Consider the following 15,237-nt stretch of genomic DNA (forward strand, 5'->3'; position numbering starts at 1 on the left):
TCATTCGCCGCGAATGTACTGCTCCAGTTGCAGGATGAGGTTGGCCTGCTCGGCGATGGTTTCCTTCACCAGGTCGCCGATCGACAGCAGCCCGAGCAGCTTGCCGTTCTCCACCACCGGCAGGTGACGCAGGTGGCGGTTGGTCATCAGGTTCATGCAGTACTCGAGGTTCTGCTTGGGGTCCACGGTGACCACCGGCGAACTCATGATTTCGCGGACGGTCGTGAACGGTGAAGAGCGGCCCTTGAGCACCAGCTTGCGAGCGTAGTCGCGTTCGCTGACGATTCCGACCACTTGGTCGTTCTCCACCACCGGCAGGGCGCCGATGTTTTTCTCCGCCAGCATTTTCAAGGCATCAAGCACCGAATCATCAGGCGCGATGGTATAGACGGCCTGAGGTTGCGACTTGTTTTTCAGAATCTGTTCGACGTTCTTCATACGGGCCTCAGTGGGTGGGACTGCGATGTGTCGGAGTAAATAAAGCATCCGGCACGGCGCTCTGCACGGCAATGCAGGAAACGGCATGGAGGCGATTGAAAAACGTCATCAGGAAGCGGGGCTGGCGCGGCCGTTCTGAGGCCCGGACGGGCCCCAGTAGGAGCGGCTTCAGCCGCGAACACCGGCGCAGCCGGTGCTATCCATCGCGTCGTTTGTTTCGCGGCTGAAGCCGCTCCTACAGGGAGGCGCTTTCAGAGCTTCGGCATCTGACCGATCCGCGCCACCATCTCGCTGACGATCTGCAGGTCGAGCATGAACTGCTCCACGGTCTTGAACTCGTTGTCGTTGTGCCCGGTGTACTTCACGTCCGGCATGGCCAGGCCGAACTGCACGCCGTTGGGCAGGTCGTGCACCGAGGTGGCACCGGCGGAGGTACCGAACGCGTGCTTCATGCCCAGGTTCTCGCTGGCCACGGCCAGCAGGGCCTTGACCCACTCGCCCTCGGGGTTGCGATACATCGGCTCGTCGAGGGTGTAGTCGAAGGCCACCGAAGTGTGGCTGGTACGCGCCCAGTCACCGAGCTTGTCGGAGATCTCGGACTTGAGCGTCTCGAGCGACTTGCCTTTGGGAATACGCAGGTTCACCGCCAGCTTCAGCGCTTTGTCATCCAGGCCGACGAAGGTCAGCGAGGTGGTCAGCGGGCCCATGAAGTCATCCTTGAAGCCCACACCGAGCTTGTTGCCCAGGTAGTCCAGGCCCCAGTTATCAGCGGCGTAGCGGGCGGCGTCGGTGATGTGGTTGTGCTTGAGCGGCACTTGCTTCTGCACACCGTTGAGGAAGTCGAGCATGCGCGCCACCGGGTTGACCCCGGACTCAGGCTCGGAGGAGTGCGCCGACACGCCGGTCACGGTCAGCAGCACCTGCTGGCCATCAGCCTTGGCGTCGATGCTGAAGTCGCCGTTGTGTTGCTTGACGTACTCGGCACCAGCTTTCTCCAGGGCCTTGGCCACGTCAGCTGGTTTGTCAGCGATCAGCGTTGCCACCGAGCTGCCGGGGATCTGGTTGGTGGCCAGGCCACCGGTCAGCTTCACCACTTCGGCGCCTTGGCCGGTACCGGCGCGTTTGGTGAAGGTCGCCATGACGGTGCCGTAGCCTTTCTCGGCGATCACCACCGGGTAGCCGCCGTCCAGCGCCAGGTTGTAGTCGGGGGTGGCGTTGCGTGCGAAATAATAGGGGATCGCGTCGCCGGTGGTTTCCTCGGTGGTGTCCACCAGCAGCTTGAACTGGCGGGCCAGGGGCAGTTTTTCGTCCTTGGCCACTTTCAACGCGTAGAGCGCGACGACGATGCCGTTCTTGTCGTCCTCGGTGCCACGGCCGTACATGCGGTCACCCACCAGGGTGACCTTGAACGGATCGAGTTTGGTGCCGTCCTTGAGTTTCCAGTTTTCCGGGGTCACCGGCACCACGTCGGCGTGGGCGTGGATGCCGATCACTTCCTTGCCTTCGCCGAGGGAGATCTCGTAAACACGGTTGTCGACATTGCGGAACTGCAGGCCGAAGCCTTCGGCCAGGGCCTTGATCTTGTCGGCGATCTTGAGGAATTCCGGGTTCTCGTGCTGCGGCACGCCCTCTTTGCGCACCGTCGGGATCTCCACCAGTTCGCGCAGGGTCTGCTTGGCGGCCTCGCCGTACTTGATCCGGGTGTACAGGCCCAGCAGGCGGTTGACCTCGTCCTGCTGCTCGGCGCTCAGCGGCTTGCCGGCCAGGTACAGCTTGAGGGTGTCATCGAGCTTGTCGGCCTTGGCCAGGTCGCTGCTGGCGAGTTTGCCGAGGAACTGCTTGAAGTCGGCCGGGTTGCTGCCGTCGTAGGCCTTGATGATGGCGGCGGACTGTTGCTGGGAGAGGTTGGCGTGGGCCGGAATCGAGAACATCGCCAGGCTGGCCAGCATCACGGAAGCGGCGGAAAGCTTGGAAAATGGCATGGGCGTGCGCATTCCTTTGCAAGAGTGGGAGGTGCCCGTTTACGCAAACGGGAAGATGCCCACGCTAACACCAATGCACGCCTCCTTGGGAGAGGTGGCACCGTGCGGTCACGCACAATTTCGCTTGCTAGCGCCCATGCTGGCAGCGCACGGGCTCGGCGAGGAGGCCTGGCCAGCGCGCCGCCCAGTCACCACCATGACCCACCCCGGGAACCGCACGCACTTGCGTGCAGTCGCCCGCCACAGCCTGTGCGAATCGTTCGGCGATCATGCCAGGCACGACGCGGTCGGCGGTGCCATGGAAGTGAATCTGCGGCAGCGCGCGCAGCCTGGCAGCCTGGTCGATCGGGTTGAGTGACGCGGGCATGGGGGTGGTCCTGTGCAACCGGTTGAACTCGACGACATCGAGATTGCCCGCCACGGTGCGCAGGCTGGCCACGTCGCCCCGGCGCGCCGCCAGCAGTGCGGCGATGGCGCCGCCGCCGGAGTAGCCGACCAGGTGTAGGGGTTGCCCGGGCACTTGCCGGGCATAGTGATCGACCGCCTGGTTCATGGCCTGCACCACTTCTTCGGCGAAGCGCTTGCCGGTCCAGTACGCCACGGCGCAACGCGGGTTGTCGGCTGCTTGGGCGAATTGGCAGGGGCGAGCGAGGTAGAGGACGTTGGTGGTCGGATCCGCCGCGGCCAGTGCCAACCCCACCGGGTTGACGGGGGTGGGGTCGTCCGAGGGTTGCGAGCGCGTGCGGAAGGCCAGGCCGTCGCCTTCGATGTACACCGTCAACGGCAGGTCCGGGCGGTTGATGCGCGCGTAACTGGTCAGCAGGAAGGCATCGGTGCGCACCTGCTCGCGCGTCAAGTTCACGGTGCTGGCCAGCGCGTCTGCCTGTTGGCTGCGCTGCTGCGGCGAGGGCAGGGTCGCGCAGCCATGCAGGCCAAGGCAGGCAAGCAGCGCCACAGTGGTCCCGCAGTTGGCTTTCACGCTATCGGTGCCCTGAAACGAAAAAACCCCGGAAGCGATCCGGGGTTTCTGGAGATGGCGCACTCGGCGGGATTCGAACCCACGACCCCTGCCTTCGGAGGGCAGTACTCTATCCAGCTGAGCTACGAGTGCAACGGGCCGCATGATACCCATCAATGCCGATGGCGTCCATCGCCTTGATATGAGGCTGTTTTTCCCTGTGGCGAGCAATCTGCCACGATCTCTGTAGGAGCGGCTTCAGCCGCGATCATCCGCGAAGCGGATGCCAGGCAACGGGGGGGCCTGCATCGCGGCTGAAGCCGCTCCTACAGTCATCAATAATGTCTATCCATATGCAATAACGATATTTCCTCTCGCCGTGATATGCCCGTTATCGTCTAGTCACAACTTGTTATAACAAGTCAGCCAATAGCGAAGACGACCATGGCCGAACTGCTCCCCCTCTCTCCCGTACCGCTTTACACCCAGCTCAAGGAACTGCTGCGCGAGCGCATCCTCGATGGCAGCTACCCACCCCACAGCCGCATGCCTTCGGAAAACGAACTGGGCAAGGCCTTCGACGTCAGTCGCATCACCGTGCGCCAGGCGCTGGGCGACCTGCAGAAGGAAGGGCTGATCTTCAAGATCCATGGCAAGGGTACCTTCGTCGCCAAGCCCAAGGCGTTCCAGAACGTCAGCACCCTGCAGGGCCTTGGCGAATCAATGACGCAGATGGGCTATGAGGTGCTCAACCGCCTGCGCAGCTTTCGCCATGTGCCGGCCAGCGCGCTGGTGGCGGCGCGGTTGCAGGTCGAGGAGGGCGCGCTGGTCACCGAAATCCGCCGCGTGCGCCTGATCAACCGCGAGCCGGTGTCGCTGGAACTGACCTGGCTGCCGAAAAGCGTCGGCGAGAAGCTGGAGAAGGCCGACCTGGTCACCCGTGACATCTTCCTGTTGCTGGAGAACGACTGCGGCATCGCCCTGGGGCACGCAGACCTGGCCATCGACGCGGTGCTGGCCGATAGCGACCTCACGCAAGCGCTGGGCGTGGAGGAGGGCTCGCCAATCATGCGCATCGAGCGCCTGACCCATGCCGCCGATGGCACGCCGCTGGACTTCGAGCATCTCTACTACCGTGGCGACGCTTTCCAGTATCGCTTGCGCATCGATCGCCAGAGGGGCCCCAAGGCATGAGCATTCAAACCCAGGACTACGACATCGTCGTCATCGGTGGCGGAACCGCCGGGCCCATGGCGGCGATCAAGGCCAAGGAGCAGGACAAGCAACTGCGTGTGCTGGTGCTGGAGAAGGCCAACGTCAAGCGCAGCGGCGCCATCAGCATGGGCATGGATGGCCTGAACAACGCCATCGTGCCCGGCCACGCGACGCCCGAGCAGTACACCAAGGAAATCACCGTCGCCAATGACGGCATCGTCAACCAGGCCACGGTGCATGCCTATGCCACCAATAGTTTCGAGACCATCGGGCAACTCGATCGCTGGGGCGTGAAGTTCGAGAAGGACGAGACCGGCGATTATGCGGTGAAGAAAGTGCACCACATGGGTGCCTACGTACTGCCGATGCCCGAAGGCCACGACATCAAGAAGGTGCTCTACCGGCAGCTCAAGCGCGCCCGGGTCGAGATCAGCAACCGCATGGTCTGCACCCGTGTGCTGCTCGACGGCGAAGGCGCTGCGGCCGGCGTGCTCGGCTTCGACTGCCGTACCGGCGAGTTCCGGGTGATCCGCGCCAAGGCGGTGATCCTCGCCTGCGGCGCGGCCGGGCGCCTTGGCCTGCCGGCATCAGGTTACCTGATGGGCACCTACGAGAACCCCACCAACGCGGGTGACGGTTATGTCATGGCCTACCACGCCGGCGCCGAGCTGGCGAACCTGGAGTGCTTCCAGATCAACCCGCTGATCAAGGACTACAACGGCCCGGCCTGCGCCTACGTCACCGGCCCGCTCGGTGGCTATACCGCCAACAGCAAGGGCGAGCGCTTCATCGAGTGCGACTACTGGAGCGGGCAGATGATGTGGGAGTTCCACCAGGAACTGGAAGGCGGCAATGGCCCGGTGTTCCTCAAGCTCGACCACTTGGCCGAGGAAACTATCCAGAACATCGAAGAGATCCTGCACGGCAACGAGCGCCCCAGCCGTGGTCAGTTCCACGCCGGGCGCGGCACCGACTACCGCCAGCACATGGTGGAGATGCACATCTCGGAGATCGGCTTCTGTTCCGGGCATTCGGCCTCGGGGGTGTGGGTCAACGAGAAGGCCGAGACCAGCGTGAAGGGTTTGTACGCCGCAGGCGACATGGCGGCGGTACCGCACAACTACATGCTCGGCGCCTTCACCTATGGCTGGTTCGCCGGGGTGAATGCGGCGCAGTACGTGGCCGGGCGCGATTTCGCCGAAGTCGATACCGGGCAGGTCGAGCGCGAGCAGGCACGGGTGTTCGCGCCGCTGCACCGTGAGCACGGGCTGCCACCGGCCCAGGTCGAGTACAAGCTGCGGCGCATGGTCAACGACTACCTGCAACCGCCGAAGGTGACGAAGAAGATGCAGATCGGCCTGACGCGCTTCGCCGAGATCGGGCGTGACCTGGCGCAGATGAAAGCCAACAACCCTCACGAACTGATGCGGGCGATGGAGGTCGCGGTGATCCGCGATTGCGCCGAGATGGCGGCGCGGGCGTCGCTGTTCCGTGAAGAGAGCCGTTGGGGGCTTTATCACCACCGGGTCGATTTCCCTGAGCGCAACGATGGCGAATGGTTCTGCCATTGCCACCTGAAGAAAGGCGAGGACGGCGAGATGATCAGCTTCAAGAAGCCGGTCGAGCCGTACCTGATCCCGTTGGATGCCCAGGAGCAGAGCGCCTACGACCGTCTGCGGGTGAGGCCCGACGCCGCCCAGGTGCCAGCAGCGGGTATGAAAATCTGACAGAAAGGGCGCCCAGGCTGCCCCCGAGGACTCGTGAAATGGCTTACCAACCCCAGGACATCTTCTTTCGCAGCAGTGCCCCGGTCACCATCGACGAAGACAAGTGCATCGCCGAAAAAGGCTGCACGGTCTGCGTCGAGGTCTGCCCCATGGACCTGCTGGCGATCAACCCGGCCACCCAGAAGGCCTACATGGCCTTCGACGAATGCTGGTACTGCATGCCCTGCGAAAAGGATTGCCCGACCGGTGCGGTGAAGGTCGACATTCCCTACCTGCTGCGCTGAACCCTGTGCCAAGGATCGCCCCATGACTGAACGACACAGCGACAACCCCGATATCCTGGCTTTGCTGCCACGCCTGGGCGATGCCGATGCCGGCGTACGGCGCATCGCCTTGATCGCCCTGGCCGACCTGGAAGAACCGGACGGCTTGCCATGGCTGACCGATGCGGTGCTGGCCGACCCTGCCGAGGAGGTCCGCGCCGAGGCCGCGCGCCTGCTGGAAGCCTGGGAGGACGGCGAGGCGGTCCAGGCGCTCTGCGCCGCACTGGCTGACAGCGCCGAACCGGTGCGCCTGGCCGCCGCGCAGAGCCTGGCCGAGCTCAAGAGCCTGGAGGTTGGCCACCTGATATTGCCATGGGCCACCCACGCCGATGCCTTCGTGCGCGCCAGTGCCTTGCGCGCCCTGCGCGAGCTGCGCCTGGAGGAGGCCGCCACGCCTGCGTTGCTGGCGCTGCGCGACCCGGACGCCAGCGTGCGCCGTGAGGCCGTGGGCATCCTTGGGTGGCTCAAGCATGTCGCTGCCTTGCCCGAGCTGGCGCGGCTCGCCGTCGAGGAGCCGGACACCGACGTGCGCCGCGCAGCCATCGGCGCCTTGGGCCTGGCCCGCGATACCCGTGTGCTGCCGGGCTTGATCACCGCGCTGGTCGATCCTGCGTGGCAGGTGCGTGAGGAAGCCGCCACCACCTTGGGCAAGGTGGGCCAGGCCGACGCAGGCTTGGCCCTGGTCGAGGCCCTGGCGGACGACTACTGGCAGGTGCGCCTGCGCGCGGCGCGCTCGCTCGGGCGGTTGCGCCACGGCGCGGCGTTGGAACCCTTGGCTGGCCTGTTGGGGCATGCCATCGCCAACCTGCGCAAGGAGGCTGCCCTGGCCCTTGGCGAACTGGGGCTGGCGCAGGCCTTGCCGGTGTTGCAAGCGGCGCAGGCCGACGCTGACCCGGAGGTGCGCAAGGCGGTGCGTATCGCACTGGCGCAGTTGCAGGGCCAGGGCCGATGAATGTGCCGAGCGCGGTGCGTAATCTGCGGGGCGAGGGCCAACTGCACGTGCAGTGGCTGGAAGGGCCGCAGGTGCTCGACCATGTTTGCCTGCGCGGCGCCTGTCCGTGTTCGCGGTGCCGGGCGTCACGCTTGCAAGGGGCTATCGCGTGGGTTGCGCAGGACGTTCGGGTAGTGCATGTCGTACCTCAAGGCTACGGTCTGCAACTGGTGTTCAGCGACGGGCATGATCGTGGCATTTTCCCCTGGAGTTACTTGCGCGACCTAGGTTGAAACGGGTGGTATCGCCATAGCACCTGACGCTCCACGAGGCGAGGCTGAATCGAGGACTTCCACCTGACCAAGGATCCTCAGCATGCCCCTAGACCTCGACCAATTCGCACGCAGCCTGGCTTCGCTTGGCGAAGCGCGGGCCTTGATGGACAAGGCCCGCGCCTATCTCGCGGCCTGGCCCGACCCTTATCGGCTGGCGCATCAACATGCCGCCGACTACCTGCTCGAACACACGGGCAAGCCCCTGGACCCCGACAAGGTCTGGTGGCATGTGTTCGATGGTGCGGTCAATGCCGCCACCACCACCGGCTGGCGCCATTCCGGCCCGCCCCGGCATTCGATGCGCTTTACCGAGTTGCTGATCCATCGCTTCGATGGCGGCTTCCAGGCCGCGCCCGATACCCTGGCGGTGTACAGCGGCTTCTACACCCAGGGCCCAGGCGCAGGGCAGTACGGTGTCGAGAACGAGGTGGCCTTGCGCCCGGAAACGGTGATGGACTACCTCTGGAAGCTGGATTTCGCTGCCGAGGTCAGGGCCAGGGAGGAGCGTTTCTGGGGTGAGGAAGGGCTGGACTTCCCCGTCCTGGCCCGCGTCTGCTTTCTGGCCGCGATTGACCAAGGGGTGAGCGGTGGGCTGCTCGAGTCGGTCGACAAGCAGAACCTGTGGGCCTGGCTCGGCCTGGACACTGGACAACCCTTGACCTTGGCCGCGCTGTCCTTTTCCGGACATGGTCCGCAGATGAACGTGCGTCATTTCCTGGTGGGGAATGGCCATCTGGTCACCCTGCGCCATACCTCGGGACGGGTGGTGCTCTACAGCCCTTCGTTGGCAACGCCCCTGCGGGCCTTTGTCGACCGGGACGAAATGGTCCGCTGGGTCGCCAGGCGTGTGCAGGCCAGCGATGCCCAGGCATGGCTCGACGCGTTGAATCGGGCGGACCCGCAAGCGCCGATCGACATGCGCGCCGCGGCATTGCTGGCAGTGCGTGGGCGAAGCGGTTCCCACGCTCGGCCGCTGTGGCCGTTCGGTGAAGGCCAGGCGCTGCATTTGCCGGACCTGTTCGACACCTTGATGCTGTGGGCCAAGGCCGATCTCGGCCTGACCCTGCACAACCTGGTCAGCAACGCCGACCTGCGCAAGAAACTCTGGCGTGGCTACCTGGGGGCTTTCATCCACGTCTTCGGCAGTTTCTCGCTGATGGCCTGGCCCATCGGCCTGGTCATGCTGGGCGCGGGTGCCGCCCGGATGACGCTGGATGTCGAGGCGGCCGTGTGGGCGCGCACCGACCGTGAGCGCAGCCAGGCGATACTCGAATCGATTGCCGATGCGCTGGTCATCGTCTTCGCCATTATCGAGACAGGCCTTGGTCTCTGGGCCCTCAAGTACCGTGAGCCTCCTCATTTCGCCGGGATCGCATCGGCGCTGATGCAACCGGCGAGGGAAGCGCGACGGATCCGACAAGTGCTCGACGACCTGGACAGCAATTTGATTGTGAGCGAACCGATCCAGGCTAACGGCGTGTTACGGGGTATAAGCCTCGATGGCCAAGGGCGCGGCTGGATCCAGCTGGGCGAGTCGATCCTGCCCGTTCACTACAACAGCACCTGGTCCAGCTGGATGGTATTGAGGGACCTGGACGACCTCGAGATCCGTGAAAGCCTGCTGGTTCGGCGCGGGCTGGATGGCAATTGGCGGCTATACGCGCCGGACGGTGACCCGGGCGCGTTGACGACTCAGTTCTGGGATACCTACATGGAGCCTGACAGGGTACTTGGGCAACGGTTGTCCCAGGCCTTGCTCGATCGCCAGGCCCGCCTGCTGGAGGCTGCCGGCCTGCCGGAGTACACGGGGAATATGGCACCGGCCGACACCTATGGGCACCACTATGTCGATGTGAACGGCGAGCGCTTCTACACCTTCAGGCAGGAAGGCGCGCTGCATAACGACCTGGCCATGGAGTACAGCAGCCACATGGCCAAGGTGAACGACCTGTTCAGGGGCGATCGCACCCGCTTGCAGGGCTTTGCCGACGGGGAGCTGAACGACTTCGTCAACACGCTGGCCGATTCGCTGGAGCAACTGCCTGGCAGCCAGGCTTCGCTGCTCTGGCGCGGCGGGCGGGGGGAGCGTGTCTCGCTGGGTGCACGCTACCGTGAAGGGAAGATCAAGGTCGGTGATGTGCTGGTTTCGACCGACCTCACCTCATTTACCGAGAACCCCTACATTCCACGCCGCTTCATGCTGCCCAAGGACGCGGTCGATCTTCCGCTTGCGCAAGTCGCGGGGCATTTCGATGAAAACACGGTGCTCTACGAGCTGGTCGGCAGCGAGCGGCTCAGCGGGAAACCGGTGGCCCCGTTGTCGCTGAACTGGCAGGAAGCAGAAGTGCTGTTCACCCCTGGCCGTACCTTCCTGATCGATGACATCAGTGACGTGCAGGGCGAGCACTACCGATTCCTCAAGGTCAGGCTTCGTGAGGCGCCACGGCCGGCAGGAGCACCGGCCTTCGATCTGCGCGGCGGCCAGCTATTCGAGCGCGTGACCTACGCCGAGCAGGTGGGGTATGCCCCCTGGGTCGAGCGGTTTTTCCCGGCTGCGCAGTGGCGCTGACCCTTACAGCGCGATGAGTTCAGGCCGCAGCCCCTCCACCCGCAAGGGCGCTGGCTTGACATAGGCCTGGCCACCGGTGATCTGGTGCAGGACCTTCTCCCTCAGCCCATGCAACGCCACGCCGGTACGCCGGCGTGGATGCGGGAGGTCGATCGGCACCACGGCCTTGATCCGCCCGGGGCGTGGCTCCAGCACCACCACCCGGTCGGCGAGGTAGGTGGCCTCTTCGGCGTCATGGGTCACCAGCAGGGTGGTGATGCCCGAGCGCTCGCGTATGGCCAGCAACTCGTCCTGCAGTTGCTGGCGGGTTAACGCGTCAAGCGCGCCGAATGGCTCGTCCAGCAACAGGATCCGCGGGCTGGCCACCAAGCCGCGGGCGATGGCCACGCGCTGCGCCATGCCGCCGGACAACTGGTGCGGGTAGGCCGACTCGAAACCCACCAGCCCCACCAGTTGCACGTATTCATGCACGCGCCGGGCGCGCTCACCCTGGGTGAGGCGTTCGTTGACCAGGCCCAGGGCAATGTTCTGCTCGACGGTCAGCCAAGGGAACAGGCGGTGCTCCTGGAACACGATGCCCCGCTCGCCACCGATGCCGGTGACCGGCTGGCCGTCGACCCGGATGCTGCCGCTGTAGTCGCTGTCCAGCCCCACCAGCAGGCGCAGCAGGGTGGACTTGCCGCACCCCGATGCACCGACGATGGCGATGAACTCGCCCTCGTCGATCGCCAGGTTGAAGTCGCGGATGGCTTCGAAGGCCTGGCCGTCGACGCTGAAGGTCTTGCCGACCCCTTCGAAGCTGACCAGGGGCGGTGTTGCGTCGGGTTGGTTGGCCGCGTGCAGGGCCGGGGCTATGAAGGCATTCATGCGGATCTCCAGCGCGTGGCGCGCGATTCGAGGCGTTGGCCGAGGTGGCCGAGCAGGGCGCCGACCAGGCCGATCAGGACCATGGCAGCCATCACCTGGTCCATGCGGAACAACTGCTGGGCGCCGATCATCAGGCTGGCGATGCCGCCGTCCGAGGGCATGAAATATTCGGCGCCGATGGTGCCGAGCCAGGCATAGATCAGCGCCAGGCGCAGGCCGGCGAAGATGGCCGGGGCGGCGCCGGGCAGCACCAGCAGGCGCAGGCGGTGGGGCAGGCCCAGGCGCAGGGCCTGCGCCGCCTCGCCGAGTTGCGGCGAGAGGCTGGCGATGCCGCGCTGGGTGGCGATCAGCAGTGGGAAGAACGCCGCCAGCCCGACGAACACCAGCTTGGCGCCTTCGCCCAGGCCGAACCAGGCGGTGAGCAATGGTACCCAGGCAAACAGCGCCACCTGGCGCAACGCCGACAGGCTGGGGCCGAGCAGGCGTTCGCTGCTGTGCGACAGGCCCAGCAGCAAACCCAGGACAAACCCTGCGCCGCCGCCGAGCAGCAATCCGGCCAGGGTGCGCTGCAGGCTCAGGCGCAAGGCCTCGGGCAGCGACCCGTCCAGCAGCCCGGTGTACAGGCTGCGCAGCACGTCCAGCGGTGAGCTGAGGATGTTCGCATCGACCCAACCGAAGCTGTTGGCCGCCTGCCACACCACCAGCACCGCCGCAGGCAGCAGCAGGCTCTGCCAGTTGTTCGTGACGGTGCCACGCGCCTGCTCACCCGTGGCCGGTTGTGGCCAGAACAGCAGGCTGTGTTCAAGCCGCGAGAAACCGCGATCCATCAACGCGCCGACCAGGCCGACCACCAGGATGCAGAGGAACACCAGGTCGAGCATGAACAACTGTCGGCCCCAGACCATCAGGTAGCCGATGCCTTCGCTGGAGGCCAGCAGCTCTACTGCCAGCAAGGAAGTCCAGCCGGTCGCCAGGGCCAGGCGAACCCCTGCGAGGAATGCCGGCAGGGCGGCCGGCAGCAGCAGGCGCAGGAACACCAGGTGGACGGGCAGGCGCAGGGTGGCGGCGGCTTCGCGCAGCTTGGGCTGGGCGTCGCGCACGCCGACCAGGGTGTGCAGGGTGACCGGCACCACCACGGCCTTGACCAGCACCACCAGCTTGAGCCACTCGCCGATGCCGAAGAACAGCATGAACAGCGGGATCCAGGCCAGGGTCGGGATCTGCGCCAGGGCGATGAAGGTCGGCAGCACCAGCGTCCGCGCTCTGTGCGACGCACCCAGCCAGGTCCCCAGCAGCAACCCGCCGCCGATTCCCGCCAGCAGCCCCCAGGTCAGCCTTCGCACACTTATCCACAGGTGGCCCCAGAGCTCCCCGGAGCCGAATTCCAGGGCGCTCTGCCAGACCAGTGACGGTGCGGGCAGGATCTGCTCGCTCATCCAGTGCTCATGGCTGGCGATGATCCACAGTGCCACCACCGCCAACGGCACAATCCACGGTACGTAGGAGCGGCCTTGTGCCGCGAAAGGGCTGCGTAGCGGCCCCAATCGACGGCGCTGGCCTACGCTCAAGACTTCGCTCATCAAGGCACCTCTCAAACCAATCCTTGTTTATTCGCTTATGGAATTAAAAATTCTTACAAACGATATTCAAGAGATAAGAGCATGCGCCCGTTGCATGCGAAAGCCCCAAGCCATTGCGTTTTCCTCATATTTTCCATGCGCGTACTGCAAGCCATCCGCCGGCCCGCATGACGTCTGGTTTATGTCTTCTGGTTACTAAAAAATGAAGTTTTGATCTTTGTAGGTTCTAACGCGACCTGCCTAGCTTCTGGCCAAAGCGCCGGCCATCGCCGGTGGCAGCCTGCCCAGGAGCCTCGCCATGAAAACCCGATTACGCCACCTGCTCACCCCCTTGCTGGCCGGCCTGCTAAGTGCCTTGCCGTTGGCGGCCCATGCTGCCCAGCCCGAGTCGATCCGTATCGCCGTCCCGGACCTGAGCGCCGGCAGCAAGCCCAGCGCCGGCGGTGTGGTCGATGTACTGCGCGACCAGCAACTGCTGGAGAAGGAGTTTGCCAAGGACGGCATCCGCATCGACTGGCACTTCTTCAAGGGGGCGGGACCCGTGGTCAACGAAGCCTTGGCCAACGGCCAGGCCGACTTCGCCTACCTGGGTGACCTGGCGGCGATCATCGGCAAGGCCAATGGCCTGGACACCCGCGTGCTGTCTGCCGGCGTGCGTGGGGTGAAGAGTTACCTGGGCGTGGTACCTGGCTCAGGCATTCACAGCCTGCAGGATCTGAAGGGCAAGCGCGTGGCGGTATTCCGCGGCACCGCCAACCAGCTGTCGTTCGCCAGCGCCTTGGCCAGCCAGGGCTTGTCCGAGCGTGAGCTGAAGGTGATCAACCTGGACTTCAACGCCGCCAACGCCGCCTTGGCGGCCAAGCAGATCGACGCCACCTGGGGGCTTTCCAACCTGCTGTCGCTGCGTGAGCGTGGCCTGGTCGAGTTGCCGGTCAACTCCCGCGACCTCAAGGGTGCCGGTGGTACCCAGTCCGTGCTGATCGGCACCGGCGAGTTCATCCGCCAGCACCCCGACCTGGTGCAGCGCCTGGTCACCGCCCAGCAGCAGGCGGTGAAGTGGTTGCAGAACGAACAGAACCGAGACGCCTACGTGGACCTGGTATCGACCCAGGCCAACTGGCCACGGGCGATCCTGCGCGACGACCTGGCCCAGGAAAACCTGGCCCGCTACTTCGACCCACGCCTGGACGCCGAATTCGTCGGCCTGCTGCAGCAGGGTGTGGACCTGGCCGCCAGGGAGCGCCTGATCCGCCGTGGCTTCCAGGTCGCCGACTGGATCGAGCCACGCTTCCTCGAAGCCGCCTTGCAACAGGACCAGGCCACCCAGGCCGCCCGCTGAACCCGAACCCCGACAAGAAACCGTGAGGAGCACGACCATGAGCAACGCCGCACTGGCCACCGCGCCGCAAGCCCTCGAACTCGACATCCAGCCCGTTGCCGGGAGGATCGGTGCCGAGATCCGTGGTATCAAGCTGTCCGCCGACCTGGCCCCGGAAACCATCGACGCCATCCAGGCCGCGCTGGTGCAGTACAAGGTGATCTTCTTCCGCGCCCAGGAGCACCTCGACGACCAAGGCCAGGAGGCCTTCGCTCAGTTGCTTGGCGAGCCCATCGCCCACCCCACCGTACCGGTGGTCGACGGCACGAGTTATCTGCTTCAGCTCGATGGCGCCGAAGGCCAGCGGGCCAACTCCTGGCACACCGACGTGACGTTCGTCGATGCCTACCCCAAGGCGTCGATCCTCCGTAGCGTGGTCGCGCCGGCATCGGGCGGCGACACCGTCTGGGCCAACACCGCCGCCGCGTACCAGGAGCTGCCCGAGCCGCTGCGGGTGCTGGCCGACACGTTGTGGGCAGTGCACAGCAATGAGTACGACTATGCCAGCGTCAAGCCAGACGTCGACCCGGCCAAGCTCGAGCGCTACCGCAAGGTGTTCACCTCGACGGTGTACGAGACCGAGCACCCGGTGGTGCGGGTACACCCCATCAGCGGCGAGCGAGCATTGCAGTTGGGGCACTTCGTCAAACGCATCAAGGGTTATTCGCTGGCCGATTCACAGCACCTGTTCGCGCTGCTGCAAGGGCACGTGACACGCCTGGAGAACACTGTGCGCTGGCGCTGGCAGGCGGGGGACGTGGCGATCTGGGATAACCGCGCGACGCAGCATTACGCGGTGGACGACTACGGTACCCAGCCACGCATCGTGCGCCGGGTGACTTTGGCAGGCGAGGTGCCGGTCGGGGTGGATGGGCAAGTGAGCCGGACCACGCGTAAAGGCTGACCTAGGTTCGCCGGCAAGCCGGCTCCTACG

At 65.2% G+C, this 15,237-nt stretch carries 13 protein-coding genes and 1 tRNA gene; 8 read left to right on the forward strand and 6 right to left on the reverse strand.

Features of this window, described 5'->3' with window-relative positions:
* The 4 genes from PSEEN_RS00770 to PSEEN_RS00785 form a co-directional block, all read right to left on the reverse strand.
* The gene (locus PSEEN_RS00770; protein WP_011531606.1) at positions 1-438 is read right to left on the reverse strand and encodes a CBS domain-containing protein; all 438 of its coding nucleotides are present in this window, start codon (positions 436-438) and stop codon (positions 1-3) included.
* Between the two features lie 251 nt (positions 439-689).
* The gene (locus tag PSEEN_RS00775; RefSeq protein WP_011531607.1) at positions 690-2,420 is read right to left on the reverse strand and encodes a dipeptidase; all 1,731 of its coding nucleotides are present in this window, start codon (positions 2,418-2,420) and stop codon (positions 690-692) included.
* A 127-nt stretch (positions 2,421-2,547) separates the two neighbouring features.
* Positions 2,548-3,399: an alpha/beta fold hydrolase gene (locus PSEEN_RS00780; protein WP_083789142.1), complete on the reverse strand. Its 852-nt coding sequence runs from the start codon at positions 3,397-3,399 to the stop codon at positions 2,548-2,550.
* 55 nt (positions 3,400-3,454) lie between these two features.
* Positions 3,455-3,531 (reverse strand) — tRNA-Arg (locus PSEEN_RS00785).
* 291 nt (positions 3,532-3,822) lie between these two features.
* On the opposite strand from PSEEN_RS00785, the gene PSEEN_RS00790 reads away from it, so the two are divergent.
* The 6 genes from PSEEN_RS00790 (at position 3,823) to PSEEN_RS00810 (ending at position 10,478) form a co-directional block, all read left to right on the forward strand.
* Entirely contained in the window at positions 3,823-4,572 is a 750-nt protein-coding gene (locus tag PSEEN_RS00790) for a GntR family transcriptional regulator (RefSeq protein WP_011531609.1), read from the forward strand.
* Positions 4,569-6,320, forward strand: coding sequence for a fumarate reductase/succinate dehydrogenase flavoprotein subunit (locus PSEEN_RS00795; RefSeq protein WP_011531610.1), 1,752 nt, complete (start codon positions 4,569-4,571; stop codon positions 6,318-6,320). The genes PSEEN_RS00790 and PSEEN_RS00795 overlap by 4 nt, the downstream gene beginning before the upstream one ends.
* Positions 6,321-6,358: 38 nt before the next feature.
* Entirely contained in the window at positions 6,359-6,604 is a 246-nt protein-coding gene (locus PSEEN_RS00800; RefSeq protein ID WP_011531611.1) for a 4Fe-4S dicluster domain-containing protein, read from the forward strand.
* Positions 6,605-6,626: 22 nt separating this feature from the next.
* On the forward strand, positions 6,627-7,595 hold the full coding sequence (locus PSEEN_RS00805) for a HEAT repeat domain-containing protein (protein ID WP_011531612.1): 969 nt from the start codon (positions 6,627-6,629) through the stop codon (positions 7,593-7,595).
* The gene (locus PSEEN_RS25895; protein WP_011531613.1) at positions 7,592-7,867 is read left to right on the forward strand and encodes a DUF971 domain-containing protein; all 276 of its coding nucleotides are present in this window, start codon (positions 7,592-7,594) and stop codon (positions 7,865-7,867) included. The genes PSEEN_RS00805 and PSEEN_RS25895 overlap by 4 nt, the downstream gene beginning before the upstream one ends.
* An 82-nt stretch (positions 7,868-7,949) precedes the next feature.
* Complete coding sequence (locus PSEEN_RS00810; protein ID WP_011531614.1) at positions 7,950-10,478, forward strand: dermonecrotic toxin domain-containing protein; 2,529 nt, start codon at positions 7,950-7,952, stop codon at positions 10,476-10,478.
* A 3-nt stretch (positions 10,479-10,481) separates the two neighbouring features.
* On the opposite strand, the gene PSEEN_RS00815 is transcribed toward PSEEN_RS00810, so the two are convergent.
* On the reverse strand, positions 10,482-11,345 hold the full coding sequence (locus PSEEN_RS00815; protein ID WP_011531615.1) for an ABC transporter ATP-binding protein: 864 nt from the start codon (positions 11,343-11,345) through the stop codon (positions 10,482-10,484).
* Complete coding sequence (locus PSEEN_RS00820; protein WP_011531616.1) at positions 11,342-12,925, reverse strand: ABC transporter permease; 1,584 nt, start codon at positions 12,923-12,925, stop codon at positions 11,342-11,344. The genes PSEEN_RS00815 and PSEEN_RS00820 overlap by 4 nt, the downstream gene beginning before the upstream one ends.
* A 298-nt stretch (positions 12,926-13,223) precedes the next feature.
* Here PSEEN_RS00820 and PSEEN_RS00825 point away from each other — a divergent pair, with 298 nt between their 5' ends.
* Positions 13,224-14,264 (forward strand): ABC transporter substrate-binding protein, encoded by a 1,041-nt coding sequence (locus PSEEN_RS00825; protein ID WP_011531617.1) that lies wholly within the window; start codon positions 13,224-13,226, stop codon positions 14,262-14,264.
* Between the two features lie 37 nt (positions 14,265-14,301).
* Positions 14,302-15,207, forward strand: a complete 906-nt coding sequence (locus tag PSEEN_RS00830) for a TauD/TfdA dioxygenase family protein (RefSeq protein WP_011531618.1) — start codon at positions 14,302-14,304, stop codon at positions 15,205-15,207.
* The last annotated feature ends 30 nt before the right edge of the window (positions 15,208-15,237 follow it).

It is taken from the genome of Pseudomonas entomophila L48, assembly GCF_000026105.1.
Taxonomy (GTDB): domain Bacteria; phylum Pseudomonadota; class Gammaproteobacteria; order Pseudomonadales; family Pseudomonadaceae; genus Aquipseudomonas; species Aquipseudomonas entomophila.

Excerpts from the sequence above, each read along its gene's own strand:
- PSEEN_RS00770 (WP_011531606.1), bottom strand. The coding sequence starts at position 438 with ATGAAGAACGTCGAACAGATTCTGAAAAACAAGTCGCAACCTCAGGCC.
- PSEEN_RS00775 (WP_011531607.1), bottom strand. The coding sequence starts at position 2,420 with ATGCCATTTTCCAAGCTTTCCGCCGCTTCCGTGATGCTGGCCAGCCTG.
- PSEEN_RS00790 (WP_011531609.1), top strand. The coding sequence starts at position 3,823 with ATGGCCGAACTGCTCCCCCTCTCTCCCGTACCGCTTTACACCCAGCTC.
- PSEEN_RS00795 (WP_011531610.1), top strand. The coding sequence starts at position 4,569 with ATGAGCATTCAAACCCAGGACTACGACATCGTCGTCATCGGTGGCGGA.
- PSEEN_RS00800 (WP_011531611.1), top strand. The coding sequence starts at position 6,359 with ATGGCTTACCAACCCCAGGACATCTTCTTTCGCAGCAGTGCCCCGGTC.
- PSEEN_RS00805 (WP_011531612.1), top strand. The coding sequence starts at position 6,627 with ATGACTGAACGACACAGCGACAACCCCGATATCCTGGCTTTGCTGCCA.
- PSEEN_RS25895 (WP_011531613.1), top strand. The coding sequence starts at position 7,592 with ATGAATGTGCCGAGCGCGGTGCGTAATCTGCGGGGCGAGGGCCAACTG.
- PSEEN_RS00810 (WP_011531614.1), top strand. The coding sequence starts at position 7,950 with ATGCCCCTAGACCTCGACCAATTCGCACGCAGCCTGGCTTCGCTTGGC.
- PSEEN_RS00815 (WP_011531615.1), bottom strand. The coding sequence starts at position 11,345 with ATGAATGCCTTCATAGCCCCGGCCCTGCACGCGGCCAACCAACCCGAC.
- PSEEN_RS00820 (WP_011531616.1), bottom strand. The coding sequence starts at position 12,925 with ATGAGCGAAGTCTTGAGCGTAGGCCAGCGCCGTCGATTGGGGCCGCTA.
- PSEEN_RS00825 (WP_011531617.1), top strand. The coding sequence starts at position 13,224 with ATGAAAACCCGATTACGCCACCTGCTCACCCCCTTGCTGGCCGGCCTG.
- PSEEN_RS00830 (WP_011531618.1), top strand. The coding sequence starts at position 14,302 with ATGAGCAACGCCGCACTGGCCACCGCGCCGCAAGCCCTCGAACTCGAC.